General features: G+C 66.2%; 12 protein-coding genes and 1 pseudogene. 9 read left to right on the top strand and 4 right to left on the bottom strand.

The window, feature by feature from the left end; translation table 11 throughout:
* Positions 1–27: 27 nt before the first annotated feature.
* Positions 28–300 carry a hypothetical protein gene (locus EGJ34_RS03205; RefSeq protein ID WP_125359051.1) on the top strand — a complete coding sequence of 91 codons (273 nt, stop codon included), beginning with the start codon at positions 28–30 and terminating at the stop codon, positions 298–300.
* Here EGJ34_RS03205 and EGJ34_RS03200 read toward each other — a convergent pair.
* From EGJ34_RS03200 to EGJ34_RS03185, 4 genes are all read right to left on the bottom strand, one after another.
* On the bottom strand, positions 224–2596 hold the full coding sequence (locus tag EGJ34_RS03200) for an ATP-binding protein (protein WP_125359049.1): 2373 nt from the start codon (positions 2594–2596) through the stop codon (positions 224–226). The two genes, EGJ34_RS03205 and EGJ34_RS03200, sit on opposite strands and share 77 nt — an antisense overlap.
* A complete protein-coding gene (locus EGJ34_RS03195) occupies positions 2593–3219 on the bottom strand; it encodes a response regulator transcription factor (protein ID WP_125359047.1) in 627 nt (208 codons plus the stop codon). The genes EGJ34_RS03200 and EGJ34_RS03195 overlap by 4 nt, the downstream gene beginning before the upstream one ends.
* 205 nt (positions 3220–3424) lie before the next feature.
* Complete coding sequence (locus EGJ34_RS03190) at positions 3425–4306, bottom strand: LysR substrate-binding domain-containing protein (RefSeq protein ID WP_125359045.1); 882 nt, start codon at positions 4304–4306, stop codon at positions 3425–3427.
* Entirely contained in the window at positions 4303–5301 is a 999-nt protein-coding gene (locus tag EGJ34_RS03185) for a WYL domain-containing protein (RefSeq protein ID WP_125359043.1), read from the bottom strand. Before EGJ34_RS03185 ends, EGJ34_RS03190 begins: the two co-directional genes overlap by 4 nt.
* A gap of 110 nt (positions 5302–5411) precedes the next feature.
* On the opposite strand from EGJ34_RS03185, the gene EGJ34_RS03180 reads away from it, so the two are divergent.
* The 8 genes and pseudogenes from EGJ34_RS03180 to EGJ34_RS03145 all read left to right on the top strand — a co-directional run.
* On the top strand, positions 5412–6017 hold the full coding sequence (locus EGJ34_RS03180; RefSeq protein WP_125359041.1) for a glutathione S-transferase family protein: 606 nt from the start codon (positions 5412–5414) through the stop codon (positions 6015–6017).
* Positions 6018–6116: 99 nt separating this feature from the next.
* Entirely contained in the window at positions 6117–7559 is a 1443-nt protein-coding gene (locus EGJ34_RS03175) for an amidohydrolase family protein (RefSeq protein ID WP_125359039.1), read from the top strand.
* Positions 7560–7788: 229 nt separating this feature from the next.
* Positions 7789–8535, top strand: a complete 747-nt coding sequence (locus EGJ34_RS03170; protein ID WP_125359038.1) for a molecular chaperone — start codon at positions 7789–7791, stop codon at positions 8533–8535.
* A 74-nt stretch (positions 8536–8609) separates the two neighbouring features.
* Complete coding sequence (locus EGJ34_RS03165; RefSeq protein WP_185750048.1) at positions 8610–9110, top strand: CS1 type fimbrial major subunit; 501 nt, start codon at positions 8610–8612, stop codon at positions 9108–9110.
* 92 nt (positions 9111–9202) lie between these two features.
* Positions 9203–11680 carry a CS1-pili formation C-terminal domain-containing protein gene (locus tag EGJ34_RS03160; RefSeq protein ID WP_125359034.1) on the top strand — a complete coding sequence of 826 codons (2478 nt, stop codon included), beginning with the start codon at positions 9203–9205 and terminating at the stop codon, positions 11678–11680.
* The gene (locus EGJ34_RS03155; protein ID WP_125359032.1) at positions 11677–12876 is read left to right on the top strand and encodes a hypothetical protein; all 1200 of its coding nucleotides are present in this window, start codon (positions 11677–11679) and stop codon (positions 12874–12876) included. Before EGJ34_RS03160 ends, EGJ34_RS03155 begins: the two co-directional genes overlap by 4 nt.
* Before the next feature lie 129 nt (positions 12877–13005).
* Positions 13006–14016, top strand: coding sequence for an alpha/beta hydrolase-fold protein (locus tag EGJ34_RS03150; RefSeq protein WP_260476886.1), 1011 nt, complete (start codon positions 13006–13008; stop codon positions 14014–14016).
* Between the two features lie 119 nt (positions 14017–14135).
* Positions 14136–14480: pseudogene (locus EGJ34_RS03145) on the top strand (ATP-binding protein); the annotation flags it as partial.

Genomic DNA, 14480 nt, shown 5'->3' with positions numbered 1-14480 from the left:
CGCCCCCGTTTTTCCTCCCGATCCGTCATGCGTGATGAAGATGACCCCGGCACCCTGGAGCTGATGCTGCCGCGCAAGCGCGGTCGTCCGCCCACGTTCGGATACGCCATGACGGACGCCCAGCGTGCCGCCCGCTACCGCGCGCGCAGGGCGGGGCAGGCCGGCCACGCCGACGTGCGTACCTGCAGCGACATGGTGCTGCTGGACAAGATCCGGGCCTCGATCACGGCCAAGGATCCTGAGCTGACGGGGTTTCTGGTGCATGTACTGTGGCAGCGCTACCCGCTCCAGTTGAAGTAGGGCAGCTGCGCGTCAGCAGGGCCAGCGCGGGGCGCAGATAGCCCAGCAGGCGCTCCACTTCCAGCCAGTCGGCGGGCTCGTCCAGATCCAGTTCGTGAAGGTCCGAGGCAATGCCAGCCAGTGAGGGCTGGCCCACCATGCGCAGCACACCGGCGAGCCGATGTGCATGATGGCGAAGGCGCTTGTCGTCGTGCGTGCGCAACGCCTCTTTGATGATCTGGTGTTCCTCGGCCACGGCACGCATGTAATGCAGCCACATGGGGTCGTGGTCCTGTGCGGAAAGGCCTTCGCCGTCCGCTGTGCCAGGCTTGTGCAGACCGAGGACGCCCAGCAGCGACTGGGTGTCGAGCGGTTTGCACAGCACCCCATCCATGCCACAGTCCCGGCAGCGCTGCACATGCGCCGGCCCATCATTGGCGGAGAGCGCGATCAATGCGGCCGGCGGATGCTGCTGCAGCTGTTCCTGCCGCCGCAGCAGCTTGGCCAGGTCGTAGCCGCTGATATCACTCATCACGCAGTCCAGCACCACCAGTCCACAAGGCTCATTGGCCTGGCTGCGCAGGGCCCCGGCACCGTCCGCGCAGGTGCTGACCGACGCGCCCAGTGCCGCCAGCTGGCGGCTGACCATCGTCCGGTTGAGTGCGTGGTCCTCCACCAGCAGCACCGAGCGTCCGGCCAGCGGCTGGTCCACCGGGCCTGCGTCAGTGCCTTCGACGACCACCGGGAGGTGGATCTCGAAGCTGCTGCCCTGGTCGGGCGCGCTGTACAGGCGCAGTTCGCCGCCCAACGCCTTCACCAGGTCGTTGCAGATGGACAGACCCAGCCCTGAGCCGCCCACCGCGCGGACGTCAGGGTCGTGCGCCTGTGCGAATGGCTGGAACACCCGTTCATGGTCCTGCTCGGGAATGCCAATGCCGGTGTCGTGCACTCCCAGCACCAGGGTTGCGCTTTCGGGCTCCAGCTGAAGTTCCAGCCGGATCTCAACGTTGCCGTGGTCGGTGAACTTCAGTGCGTTGCCAAGCAGATTGTTCAGGACCTGGCGGAGTGCATCACCGTCCAGCCACATTCTCGGCAGCGGATCGGTCAGCTGCCGCAGGGTGAGCGTCAGCCCTTTGTCCTCGGCGCACGGGCGAAGGGTTGCAGTGCTTTCCAGCGCCAGTTGCCGCAGGTCCTGCCAGCCGGGACGCGGCTGGTACTCACCCGCCGCCAGGCGCGAGTAGTCCAGCGCATGCCCCAGCAGTTGGCGCAGCCCGGTGCCGGCCGCGCGTGCCGCATTGACCAGCTGTTGCTGGCCCTGGTCCAGACCGGACTGATGCAGCAGATCCACCGAGCTCACCAGTGCTTGTGCGGCGTTGCGGACTTCGTGGCTCATCATGGCGATGAACTGGGCCTGTTGGCGCTCACTGCGACGCGCGGCCATCTGGGTGCGGCGCAGCCAGAAGCCGGTGGCAAGCAGCAACAGAACCGTCAGCCCCATGGTCGCCAGTTCCCAGCGGAAATGCTGCGACAGCACGGCAAAACGCGGGCCGCTGAAGTAGGTGGCCCGGGTCCAGCGCTGCATCAACAATGCATGCTCCTGCGGACTGATCGACCGCATGGCCTGATGAATCAGTTCAAGCACCGCGTGGTCCTGCTGGCGGACGGCCAGATGCAGGCTGACCGGAAGCTCGGCCGGTGCACCGTGCAGCAACAGGCTGTCGCCGTGGTCCCGGCGCACGACCGGCCGCATCGCCACATCGAGCTCCAGCGCGACATCGGCCACGCCTGTCTCCACGGCGGCGAGGGCCTCGCGCAGGCTGGGCAACGCAATGACCTGCAGGTGCGGATGGTAGGTTGCCAGCCACTCCGCGTAGCGGCTGCCCCGGATCACCGCAACGCGGCGAAGATGCCCCAGGTCAGGTGGGTTGGGCAGGGTGTGGCGGCTGGCCAGCAGGGCCTGGCCGCGGTAGTAGGCGGGCGAGGCGACCAGCGCGTCGCAGGGCGCGCGATCGAGCGTGCCAAGCAGCAGGACCAGGTCGGCCTGACCGTCACACAGCGCCTGCAGCGCAGCGCGACTGGACTCGACACGGTGCTCGCGAAATTTCATTCCGGTGTCCTGGCTGACCAGCTCGGCGTAGCCGCTGACCAGGTTGGCATCACGTGCTGCGCGGGTTTCCGGCGTCAGCAGGCGATACTGCGACGGGTCGGTCGCGACCCGGATCAGCCGCGGCGCATCCGCAGCGGAAACACTGCACGCGAGCAGTCCGATCAGCATCACCGATACAGCGGCGACATATTTTCCCGGGCGAGTGCTCACAACACCGCCAGCTGATGTCGGAGTGTGAACAGGTCGCGGTCTGTCCGCAGCCCCAGCTTGCGGAATGCCGCGTGCTTCTGCGTGCTGATGGTCTTGATGCTGCGATTGCGGATGCGTGCGATCTCGGTGACCGTCATGCCGCTCAGGCACAGCTGCAGGACTTCGCGTTCACTGGGCGTGAGGTGAAGGTCGGCGTGTTCATCACGATAGCCATCAGGCAGGTGGATGTGGCCGGCGGCCACGCGACTGACCGCGCGCGCCAGTTCATCCAGCGACTGGCTCTTGGAGACGACGCCGGCCGCACCGGCGGCGATGGTGTTGGAAATCATTACGTGATGCACATTGGCCGAGAACATGAGCAGCCGGACCCGTGGAAAACGCCTGCGCAGCATGCGCAGAAGTTCCATGCCCTGGAGGTCGCCTTCGGCCAGCGCATAGTCAATGACAGCCACGTCGACGTGGCAGCGCGTCAACGTGTTGATCAGTGCGCTGCTGCGGGCATGATTGCCGACCACCTCGAGCCGGTTGTGATGGGAGAGGTGGACGCAACTGCCGTGGCGGACCACGTCGTGGTCGTCCAGCAGGGCAATCTTGAGGACGGACGGAACACGGCTTCCGTGCATGGGACCTGGATGGCGTTTGGACAAGGTAGACACGCAATCGTGGGATTTGCGCCATTCTTACTGCTTCAACGCGCTACGACGATCTTCTGACACAAGATTAGGATGATTCCTATAAGCGAGGCGGGCACTTCGTCATTCATGGTGCGGACGCCATCGTAGTTGGAACAGCTGCCGCGCGTGTTGATCGATGACGTGCCAGGCACGCTCAACGTGTCTCGTGGTCCAGCAAACGCACGAAGTCGGACGCCAGCTCGAGCACCATCGGTTCGGCTGCGGGTCGATGCAGCAGGGCGATCTCGAAACTGTCCAGCACCGGCAGCCCTTGGCGCACGCCAAGTACCCGGTGCGCCCGCGTCACCGCGCGCGCGGGCAGCAGGCTGATGCCCATGCCATCTGCGACGGCTTCCTGGATGCCACTCAGGCTGGAGCTGGTGAAGCTGATCCGCCATCTTCGATCCAGCGTTTCAACTGCCGCAATCAGCTCATCGCGATACAGGCCGCGCGCAGGAAAGGTGACAAGCGGGACGGGGTCTTCCTGCAGGCGCGGAGTGCGGGCGCTGTCGATCCACCGCATCGGCTCAGGCCAGCACGCCACCGCCGGACGGCTGGCGCGGCGCTGTTTGACCAGTACCAGGTCAAGGTCGCCGTGGTCGAAGGCTTGGGCGAGATCCCGGCTGAGACCGCTGGTCACCTCCAGCTTCACGTGCGGATGCCGGCGAGTGAAGCGCCCAAGCAACGTGCTCGTGCGTCGACTGACAAAGTCCTCCGGCACGCCCAGTCGTACCGTGACGGCCACCGTCGCACCGGCCAGAACCTCGCGCATCTGGTCATTGAGTGCGAGCATCTGGCGCGCGATCCCGAGCAGCGCATGGCCTGCATCGGTGGGGTGGACGTCGCGATTGGCACGCACCAGCAGTGGGCGTCCGGCCATGTCCTCAAGCCGCCGTATCTGTTGACTGACCGTGCTCTGCGTGGAATGCAGGCGCGCTGCGGCGGTGGTGAAACTGCCGCAGTCGGCGACCATGACCATGGTGCGCAGCAGATCCAGGTCGAACAGGGTGCGGCGCGAAGCAATGCGGTCCGTCATGACCGTCTCCGGGACGCAGGCGGGGCGGGCGGCCCAGCATACGCCACGCCGCGCATCAGGCGCGCACTGGTCTCACTCAGGTGCTGTTTCAGCTCAGGTGGGTCGAGCACTTCGAACTCCACCTCCAGCATGATCAGCCACAGTTCCAGCAACCCCGGCGCGTAGGCGGCGCAACGCAGCATGCAGCTGCCCGCGGCGTGTTCTTCCAGGACGCCCAGCGTGGAAGGAACGCGCTGGCGCATCGCAGCCAAGGGGGCCTGCAGTACCACCCGCGCTTCCACCGGATGGCTGGGCAGCGCCAGGATCTCCTTGACGTAGCGGCCAAGGTCACCATCGCCCGGCGCGGTGCGCGGGCGGAAATGACGACCGACCTCGGGTGCATCGGTAATGCGGTCGATGCGGAACGTACGCCAGTCCTGCCGCGCCGTGTCCCATGCCACCAGATACCAGCGCCGCTCGGCCTGCACGACGCCTTGTGGTTCGACCTGGCGCTGACTGGGCACGCCATTGCGGTCGGCGTAGCCGAATGCCAGTTGCAGCTGATCGCGGCACGCGCCTGCCAGGACTCCCAGCACGGCCGCGTCCACCACCGGCCCACCCGGATGGGTCGGCACGATCGCTGTGCGCAGCGCGTCCAGCCGACGGCGCAGCCGTGGCGGCATCACCTGTTCCAGCTTGACCAGCGCGGTGATGGCCGTCTGTTCGATGCCACTGATGGTACCGGTCACGGCGGTGCGCAGTGCCAGCGCGGCTGCCAGCGCTTCCTCGTCATCCAGCATCAGCGGCGGCAGCGCTCGACCTGCACGGAACGCATAGCCGCCGGCCACGCCGCTGCTGGCCTGGACGGGGTAACCGAGCTCGCGCAGGCGGTCGATGTCACGACGCAGCGTGCGCGCGTGCACGCCCATCTCGGCGGCCAGTGCCGGGCCGGACCAGTGTGGTCGCGATTGCAGCAGGGACAGCAGTCGGAGCAGGCGGGAAGAGGTGCTCAGCATGCAGGCAGGATCGCGGCTATTGGGGACAGGAACTGTCCGCAATGGTCGCTAGCCTGTGCTCAGGGTGCAAGCCCCTGCAACGCCCCTCCAACTTACTCAAAGGAATGCATATGTCTCTGGTCTTCTATTGGCACCCGATGTCCAGCGCCACCCCGATCGCCTGCGCACTGGCCGAACTGGCCGTTCCGCATGATCGCGTACGCATCGACATCCGCAATGGCGAACAGCGCACGCCGGAGTATCTGGCCATCAATCCGAACGGGAAGGTGCCGTGCCTGGTCGTGGACGGCACACCGATCTTCGAGGCGCTGGCGATCCACCTGTGGCTGGGCGCGCGCTTTGGCGTTGCCCAGGGGCTGTGGCCCTCCGAGGGCACGCCGGAACGCCTGCAGGCGATGTCCTGGAGTGCGTGGGCCTATGTCACCTATGGCCCTGCGATCAATCGACTGCGTCTTGCCAGCACCGAGGGCGAACTGCACAGTGCCGTGCACGCCGATGCCGCCCATGCGCTGCTGCACGAACTGCTGGACATCCTGGAGGCGCGGCTCAGTGCACAGGCCTGGATGGTGGGCAATGCCTATTCCCTGGTCGACCTGGTGGTCGGCCAGGTGATCGGGTATGGCACTTACGTCGGTGCGCGGGTTGATGGGCACCCGGCGGTGGCGCGCTGGCTGCATCAGGTGATGGCGCGACCGGCGATGCAGAGCGAGGGCTGACGGGTATTCATGATCTGAATGGCTGCCATGCTCAAATGTAACTGGTGAATGGTCACCCCGGCACATTATGGTGCCGGGGTCCTTCCTTTGCCGAATGCCATGAACGCTACCGTCCTGCTGTTACCCGCACTGCTGGCGCTGTCGCCGGCGGTCTCTGCCGCCGAACAGGCCGATCTGATCATCCGTCATGCCACGGTGGTCGACGTCGAGAAAGCAACCACGCGTGCAGACCAGGCCGTCGTGGTCCGCGGTGACGTCATTGTGGCGGTGGGCAACGATGCTGCCATCGCCAAGGCGTGGAAGGCCGAGCAACGCATCGACGGCAACGGCCAGTATCTGATCCCGGGACTGTGGGACATGCACGTTCACTTTGGTGGCGGCCCGGCGCTGGTGGAGGAGAACAAGGCGCTGCTGCCGCTGTACATCGCCCACGGCATCACTACCATCCGCGATTGCTCCGGCGACCTGCCTTCGCAGGTGCTGCAGTGGCGCGACGAGATTGCCGATGGGCGGCTGGAAGGCCCCCGGCTGTACACCTCCGGCGCGAAGATCGAGGGGATCGATCCTGTCTGGAAAGGCACCATCGAAGTGGGCAGTGCCCAGGACCTTGCGGCGGCGTTCAAGCGGCTTCGCGACGACCGGGTCGATTTCGTGAAGATCACCGACAGCACTTTGACCCCGGAGCTGTTCCTGGAGGCGGTGCGGGGTGCGCGCAGCAATGGACTGCGCGCCTCGGGGCATATTCCGATGGCGTTGACCGTGCAGCAGGCGGTGGACGCCGGTATCAGTTCCATAGAACACCTGGACTACGCCTACAAGGCGGGCGTGAAGGACGAGGCGGCCATTGCCGCCGACTTCGCGGCCGGTCGCATCAACCGCGCGCAGGCCAACCAGCGTCTTGACGCGGGCTTCGACCGCGCTACGGCGCTGGCCGCCTACCGTGGGTTCGCGGCCAAGGGGGTGTATGTCACGCCCACCCTCAATGGCGGCCGCATCCTGGACTTCCTGGACCAGGACGATCATGCCGACGATCCCTACCTGCAGTACATCGGTCCCAAGCTCCAGGCCACGTATAGCTGGCGCGTTGAAAGGGCTTCCAAGGCAACACCCGGGCAGATCCAGGCACGTCATCAGCAGTATCACCAGGTGGCCGCGGTGCTGCCGCTGCTGCAGCAATCGGGCGTGACGATCATGGCCGGCACTGACGCGGGCTTCCTCAACTCGTTCAATTACCCTGGCATCGGACTGCATGACGAACTGACCTTGTTCGTCAAGGAAGGGCTGACGCCGGCACAGGCGCTTTCGGCGGCCACGCGGGCCGGCCCCGCCTGGTTTGGAACGCTGGACCGCTTCGGCAGCATCGCTGAGGGCAAAGCGGCCGATCTGGTGCTGCTGGAGGATGATCCGCTGCAGGACATCAACGCCACGCGTCGGATCGCGACCGTGGTGATGCGTGGACACGTGTATGACCGCAAGGCGCTGGATGCGCTGCTGGCGCAGACACGTGAGAAGGTGGCAGCCTGGAACGCCACGCGGGACTGACCTCCCGCGCTGCCAGACTCGTCTGCACGAACGCCCCGTTGAACGGGGCGTTTTTTGTTGCGGCCCGGCGGCCGACGAATTACTTCGCCAGCGCGGACTGCAACCAATCCTAGGTCGCCTTGAAACTAGTTGCATGGGGTGAGATCGGCACGCGCGCCTAATCTGCGCGCCTTGTCCAGATGTGCTGCCGGCGACGTGGCACAGCGGATGTCATGTCGTGGAAGGTGCCGTGATCAAGCTGATGCCGTGGATGCTGTTGCTGCTCGTACTGCTGCCGCCGACGACGAAGGCGGCGGCACCCAGCCTGCATGTCGGGGCCATGTACGAGTACCTTGCCCCCGGCCATGCCAGCCTGCTCAAGCGGGTTCGCAACAGCGGCGATGCCACGGCCTTCGTACGCGTCGAGGTCAGTGAAGTGATCTATGACGAACACCACGTCGCCCGTGAGGTAGAGCGCGGTACGGCAACCGCCGACAGCGACGGACTGATCGCCAGTCCGTCCCGCCTGATCGTGCCGGCACAGGGTCAGCTGGCTACCCGCCTGCTGTTCCTGGGCGAACGCAGCCGTGAACGCTACTACCGCGTGCGCTTCATTCCCGTGCTGCCGGCATCAAGCGATGAGTTCGCGCTCTCGGCACAAGAAGCGGAGGACTATCGCCAACAGGTTTCTGCCGGCGTGAACATCCTGGCCGGATACGGGGTATTCGTGATCGTGCACCCCGATGAAGCCCGCCATGACGTGCGTATCGAGCGGATGGCCGGGCAGGTGGTGCTGCGCAATGCAGGCAACAGCACGGCCGTGCTGGACGAACTGCGTACCTGCGGCAGGCCCGGTCGCGGCGAAGACTGCAGCGCGCCTCAGCGCATCCACCTGCTGCCGCAACGTCAGCACATGCTGCCGCTGGACGCGGGTCAGCACTACCGCCTGCAGCTGGTGGAAGGTACGCACCGGCGCAGCCTGCACCTGATGCCCTGAGGCGTTCCCGCAATACCCAGCCGCGCGGGTACATGGTGCGGCACCTTTTCCCAACCCACCCAGGAGATGACGATATGCGTTTGAAGACGTACACCTTTGCCGTTGCGGCCGCCCTGCTGCTGGCCACGCCCGCTGCACAGGCCGCCGTGGAACAGTACCCGCTGCAGATCAGTGTCGAGGCCGTGGTGCCTTCGCCGACTGGCCTGCAGATATCCCCGGTTGGCGATTGGGTCGGGCGGGTCCAGAGCATGCGCTGGAACATGGCCACCCAGCGACTCGACCCGATCCGGCAGCAGCTGGACATGAAAAGCGGGCTGGGTCCGATCGTGGCCTACCTCAGCAGCGAAGCGGTGCTGACCAGCGCCGGCAACCAGATCGACCTGTCCGTCAGCGTCGCTGGTCAGGCGCTGGAGGTCGGGGTCGCAGGGGCCGCCGTCGTCGCCACCGCGACTGAAGCGGCAGCGAGCAAACGTGCCGCCGTGGAGATCGTCGCCGCTGCACCCGCTGAACAGGGGTATGCCCAAGGAAGCTACCAGGGCAATGTGTTCATGATGTTCGAGAGCGGGACCCCCTGAGTCCATTGATCCGCAATGGGCCGTGCGGTTGAACGACGCGCCGCACGGCCTGTGAGCTGCCACGCCCGTACTCGTCTTCCGCTGGATGCCCCATGTCGCGCCTGCTTCCCTTCTCGACAGCCATGATGCTGTCGTGCCTGTCCACGCCTGCAAAAGCCGCACCCGCTGCACTGGATGCACTTCACCTGCTGGAGCAGGCCGGACAGCTGCCGCAGGATTTCCAACAGCACTTTTTCGATGCTCCGCTGGTGATAAGGGTGGAGAAGGACGGTCGCTATCTGGGCGATGCGCGCGCCGTGCTGTCGCGCGAGAACGCCGTGACCCTGCTGGACTTTGTTGACAGTGGCGACAGCCGGCTGCCGCCTGCTGCCAGAACGCGTTGGTTGCAGGCATTGTCCGAGCCGCGGCCGCTGGGGCGTTGCCGGCGCGACTGTCCTGAGGGGCTGGCAGGACTGCATTACAGCCTGGAGAGTTCGCTGCTTTCGCTGGCCACCGACAACGCGGATGTGTGGCGGGGGCAGGCCTCCCGCTACCACACGCTGCCCGAGCAGGGCAGCCGGGGCGTGATACTGCACCACCAGCTCAACCTTCATGCTGCCGAGGGCCTGGCCAGCACCGGCCGCTATGCGGTGTCGGCGCAGGCCAGCCTGGGCCACTGGACCCTGCAGGGCAGCGCCCAGGTCGAGCGTGGCGGCGAGCTTGAAGATCGAACCCGCTACGCGCTGCATGACCTCTACCTGCAACGCGAACACCGCGATCATTTCGTGCGCGCGGGTGCGTTCATGGCTGATTTCCAGGGCATCGCCCGCCAGCCCCGCGGGCCTGGCTCGATCGACCATACAACCATCGGGCTGATGGCAGGCTCATCCGATGCACTTTCTGCCGACACCCGCTCGCCCAGCCTTTACCCGGTGTACATCAGTGCCGAGCGCGAAGGGAGTGTGGAGGTGCATCGCGATGGTGTCCTGATCATGACCCAGCCCCTTCAACCCGGCCTGCAGACACTGGATACCGCCCGATTGCCAGGTGGGATATATACCGTGGAACTGCGGGTGATCGAGGATGGCAGGGAGACCTCACGCGAGGTGTCGGTCATCCATAAGCCCCAGCAGTGGCACGACCTGACGCGTCGCTGGCGATACAGCGCGTTCGCCGGCAGGCAACGCAGGCTGCTCGGCAGCACCGACGTTGCTGATGTCGACGCGCACGTGGTCGGGGCGGGGGTGAATTACCTGGCCCATTCCCGCGCGGTACTCGGGGTGGCCGCGCAGAAGACGGGCAACGAGCAGACCGCTGCGCTGTCACTGGATTGGCAGGTCCATGATCGGATCAGCATCTACAGCCAGGGCTTTCGCTCCAACCGGCATGGCAGCGGCGTTGATGCGCAGGGCATGCTGCGCTATCGCAATGGCAGCCTGGTCATCTCGAACACGCGCAGCATGCGGCGTCCTGGCATCATGGACCAACGTGCGCTGGCGTGGAATCATCGTCTTGGCGACACCAGCCACGTCTCAGCGCGCGTGTTTCGACAGGGAGGCGCGGTCGACGGCAGTGGCGTGGACCTTGCCGTCAGCCGCCGTCAGCCGCTGCGCGGTCTCGATGCCAACTGGCGTGTCGCGCTGTTCGACCGCCCGGGCACGGTCAGCACCGGCTTGCGCCGCAATCGGGGCGTCGACTTGACGCTGAACGTCGCACTCGGCCGGTCCGGTCGCCGCTACAGCGGCAGCCTGGGCTCACGGACAGGGCGGCACGGCGAACGGGACGCCTACGCCAGTGCGGGCGTCCAGCAGCTGCTGGAGCATGGCATGGTGCGCGCCGTGGCCGCCCAGGTCACGCTCGACGGCGAGGGTGCCGGCCTGAGCGGCTCAAGCCAGTTCGAGCATCCAGCCCTGCGCGGCGATGCGTACGCGCAGCGCTCCTCCGTGCAGGGGCTGCGTAGCGGTGGCATCAATCTGGAGAGCACTTTGGCCGTGGGTGCAGGCCGGGTCGCGATGGCGGGGGTGGGTCCTTCGCACATGGCCACCACCGGCGTGATCGTGGATCTGCATTCGGACCTGCCTGATGTCGCGCTGCGTGCGCATGACTCACAGGGCGGCTCCTACCCGCTGCGGCCAGGTCGGAATCTGCTGCCCGTGTCGGCCTACCGTGCGGGTGCGCTGCAGATCGACTTCGACGGGCATGCCGCACCGCCGGCAACGTTGCAGCCCAGCTTCGTGCCGTACCACCTCAATAAAGGTGGGGTCGCGCACGCCAGGGTGGACCTGGTCAGCACGTTCACCGTGATCGGGCAGCTGCGGTCGGCCAGCGGGGAGCCGTTGGCCGGCGCACGCGTGCTCAACCATGCCGGGCGCAGCGTGGCCGAAGCAGACGGGTTCTTCGCCGTGGAAATGAGCCGTCGCCTGCCGACCCTGGAGGTGCATCACCCGAAAGTGAACCACTGCACATTCGAGCTGGACGGATCCACCACGGCACCGACAGGCGATGCGTGGCTGGCCGGGATCCTGAACTGTCCACCGTCTTCCGCACCTGCTCCTGAGTATTCACCGCCGTCCAAGGAAGCTGCACCATGAAGATCCTGTTTCTGGCATGGCTGCTCTGGGCTGCGGTCAACGTGGCACAGGCGACCGACGTCCATATTTCGGCCGAATTCCGGCCCGATCTGGACAACCCCAACCAGCGCGATTTCATCAACACCACGCCGTGGTCGGGCGTGTGCGCGGGCGTCCATCTGGCCACCTGCATCAGCAACGGCTGGTGGAGCATCGACATGCGCGTGCGTGGGACCAAGCTCGGTGACGGTGCGCGTGACTGGGGGCGAGGCTCGTTCTTCATCGGCATGCCCGGTCCGCGGCGCGTCACCATCGTTTCTGAGGACGGGCGTGACAGCCACCCGCTGGATCTGCACATCATCGGTGCGGCCATGCGCCTGACCGATGCCGCGCAGGACGGATCGCGCAACCCGGCCAGTCTGGGCGGTGCGCTGGGCTGCCGGATCGGGCTGACCAATGGCAGCGCGCTCAACTTCAGTGCCATGCGCATGTTCCTGCGCGAGGATGGCGGGGAGGGCAGCAGCGCCTGCTCACTGCACTGGCTGGACGCGAATGACTTCGATATCCGTGAGCTTGACCTGGTGTATCGGTTGACCACGCCAAAGCCGCTGACCATGCGCAGTGGGGTGTACCGCGGCAGCACCACTTACTCCGTCGGCGGTACCGGCCAGGGGGCCGATTTCGATCTGGGTAACGATGTCACGCTGACCGACAGCAGCGTGACCGTGCATTTCACCCTGTCCGTGCAGCACGCCTTCCGGCTGGACCTGCCGCCGGGAAGCGAGCGGGCCCTGCTCAGCCCGCGTGGCGGCTGGTCGTCCTGGACCGACCACGGCGTGGCACCCGAAGTACTGGAGCGCGAACTACCCTTCAGCGTCAGCAGTTCCGGAAAGTTCAGCGTGTTCCTGCAGTGCCAGTATCCGCAGGCCGACGGCCGCTGCGGCATCCGCAGCGAGGTTGAAGACGCCCTCGATGCACCGCTTGACGTCAGTGTGACCCTGCCGGGTTTCCGTGAGCTGCAATCCGGGGCGGCCGCGGTGGACGTGGCGCTTTCCGCGCAGGGTGTACCACCCGTCTTTGGTGCCGGGGCGGTGATCATCGGACGTCCGTCGCGGCTACGGTTCGCGGTGCAGGGAGAGGCGGTCCGGGCCATGCTGCAGCGTCCCGGCGCGCATTATCGTGGGGACGTCACCGTGGTGTTTGACGCCAACCCCTGACGCGCCATGCACGACCTTCGGATAGTGATACCCATTCGCATTTGAGATACACTGCCGGGATCGTGATCGGACGGGCGTTGCATGGCGGGCCTGCGCCGTTCGCGGCCTTTTCGCAACGGATGTTCCCACGTGCCCAGCTCCTTTCCTGCCCTGCCGTCCGCCCTCCGGTGCGCCGGCTTCGTCCTTGTCGCGCTGTGTGCGGTGGGCATGAGCGCGGCACAAGCGCAGCAGCGCAATCCGCTGCAGAAGATCGGGGAGACCGTGCTGGACCAGCCGGCGCAGTCGTACCGCTTCGAACGATTCGTGGTCGACAGTCCCGACCATTCGCGACGCTGGCGGGTGAACGTGGGCGTACCCGTCAAGGCACACCCGGCCCCCTTGCCGGTGCTGTACATGCTGGACGGCAACGCGGCGGCGATGGTGCTGGACCAGGCGATGCTGGCCGAGTTGGCGTCCAAGGCGGCACCGGTGCTGGTGTTCGTCGGCTACGACAACGACCTGCGGGTGGATTCGGCGGCGCGCACCCAGGACTACACTGCCTGGATCGACGTGGCCGACGACGAGAACGGCAAGGCCGTCTCCAGTGGCGGTGGGGCGTTCCTGTTCCTGGACATGATTGAGCGCCAGATCAGGCCCGAAGTGGAAAAGCGGGCGCGGATTGATCCGCAGCAGCAGTCTCTGTGGGGTCACTCGTTGGGCGGCCTGTTCGTGCTCAGCACGCTGTACACGCGCCCTGCGGCATTCCAGCACTACATCGCCGCCAGTCCCTCATTATGGTGGAGCCAGGGCGCTCCGCAAGGGGATCTGGAGAAGCAGTTCGTGGCGAACCGTCGTGGCCAGCCGGCGCAGCTGACCATCATGCTGGGTGGAGACGAGCGCACTGGAAACCGTGGCGTTCGCGACATGAACAATCCTCGCGTGGTCGCACACCTGCGCCGCATCGGCGGAGCCACGCCGGATGCCGCCTGGCAGCTGAGCCAGCGGCTGGCCGGACTGCCGGGTCTGCAGGTCGGTTACCGTGAGTTTTCCGGCCTGGGGCATGGCCCCATGTTGCCCGCTTCGTTGAAGGCCACGCTGAGCACGCTGTACGGCATTACCGACCGCAGTGCCGCGCCGGCGGCGGCTGCCGCCGCGGAGTGATCCCTTTCCTTACCCAGGTAGTGCGTGGCCCGGTGCCACCGCCGCGATGATGCGGCCATGCCGAGGCAACCCATGTGACACCGCGCGGTAATGCGCGTCCCCAACAGAAGGAGTCTGACATGTCCCGATTCACCGTTCTTTCCCGCACCGCGCTGGCTGTAGCGCTGGCCGTGGCCAGCAGCAGCGTGCTGGCCGAACCGGTATTTGACACGCCCGCCAATGGCTTCCGCGGCCAGGTCAGTGCCCGCAATGAAAACGTGGTGCCCGGCAGCGAAGCACAGGTGACCGGCCGCCAGTTCGTACCCGGTCAGAAGATCACCCTGCTGCGTGGCGACACCGTGCTGAACACCACGCCGGTGGTGGTGGACGCGCAGGGCAGCTTCAAGGCCACCGTGATGGTGCCGTCCGATGCCGTTCCGGGCCAGCATCCGGTCGTCGTCCGCGCCAGCCAGCAGGCCGCCGCC

It is taken from the genome of Stenotrophomonas sp. 278 (assembly GCF_003935715.1).
GTDB lineage: Bacteria > Pseudomonadota > Gammaproteobacteria > Xanthomonadales > Xanthomonadaceae > Stenotrophomonas > Stenotrophomonas maltophilia_AH.
The sequence above is the reverse complement of the archived record's forward strand: the minus strand, read 5'-3'. Positions and strand labels throughout refer to the sequence as shown.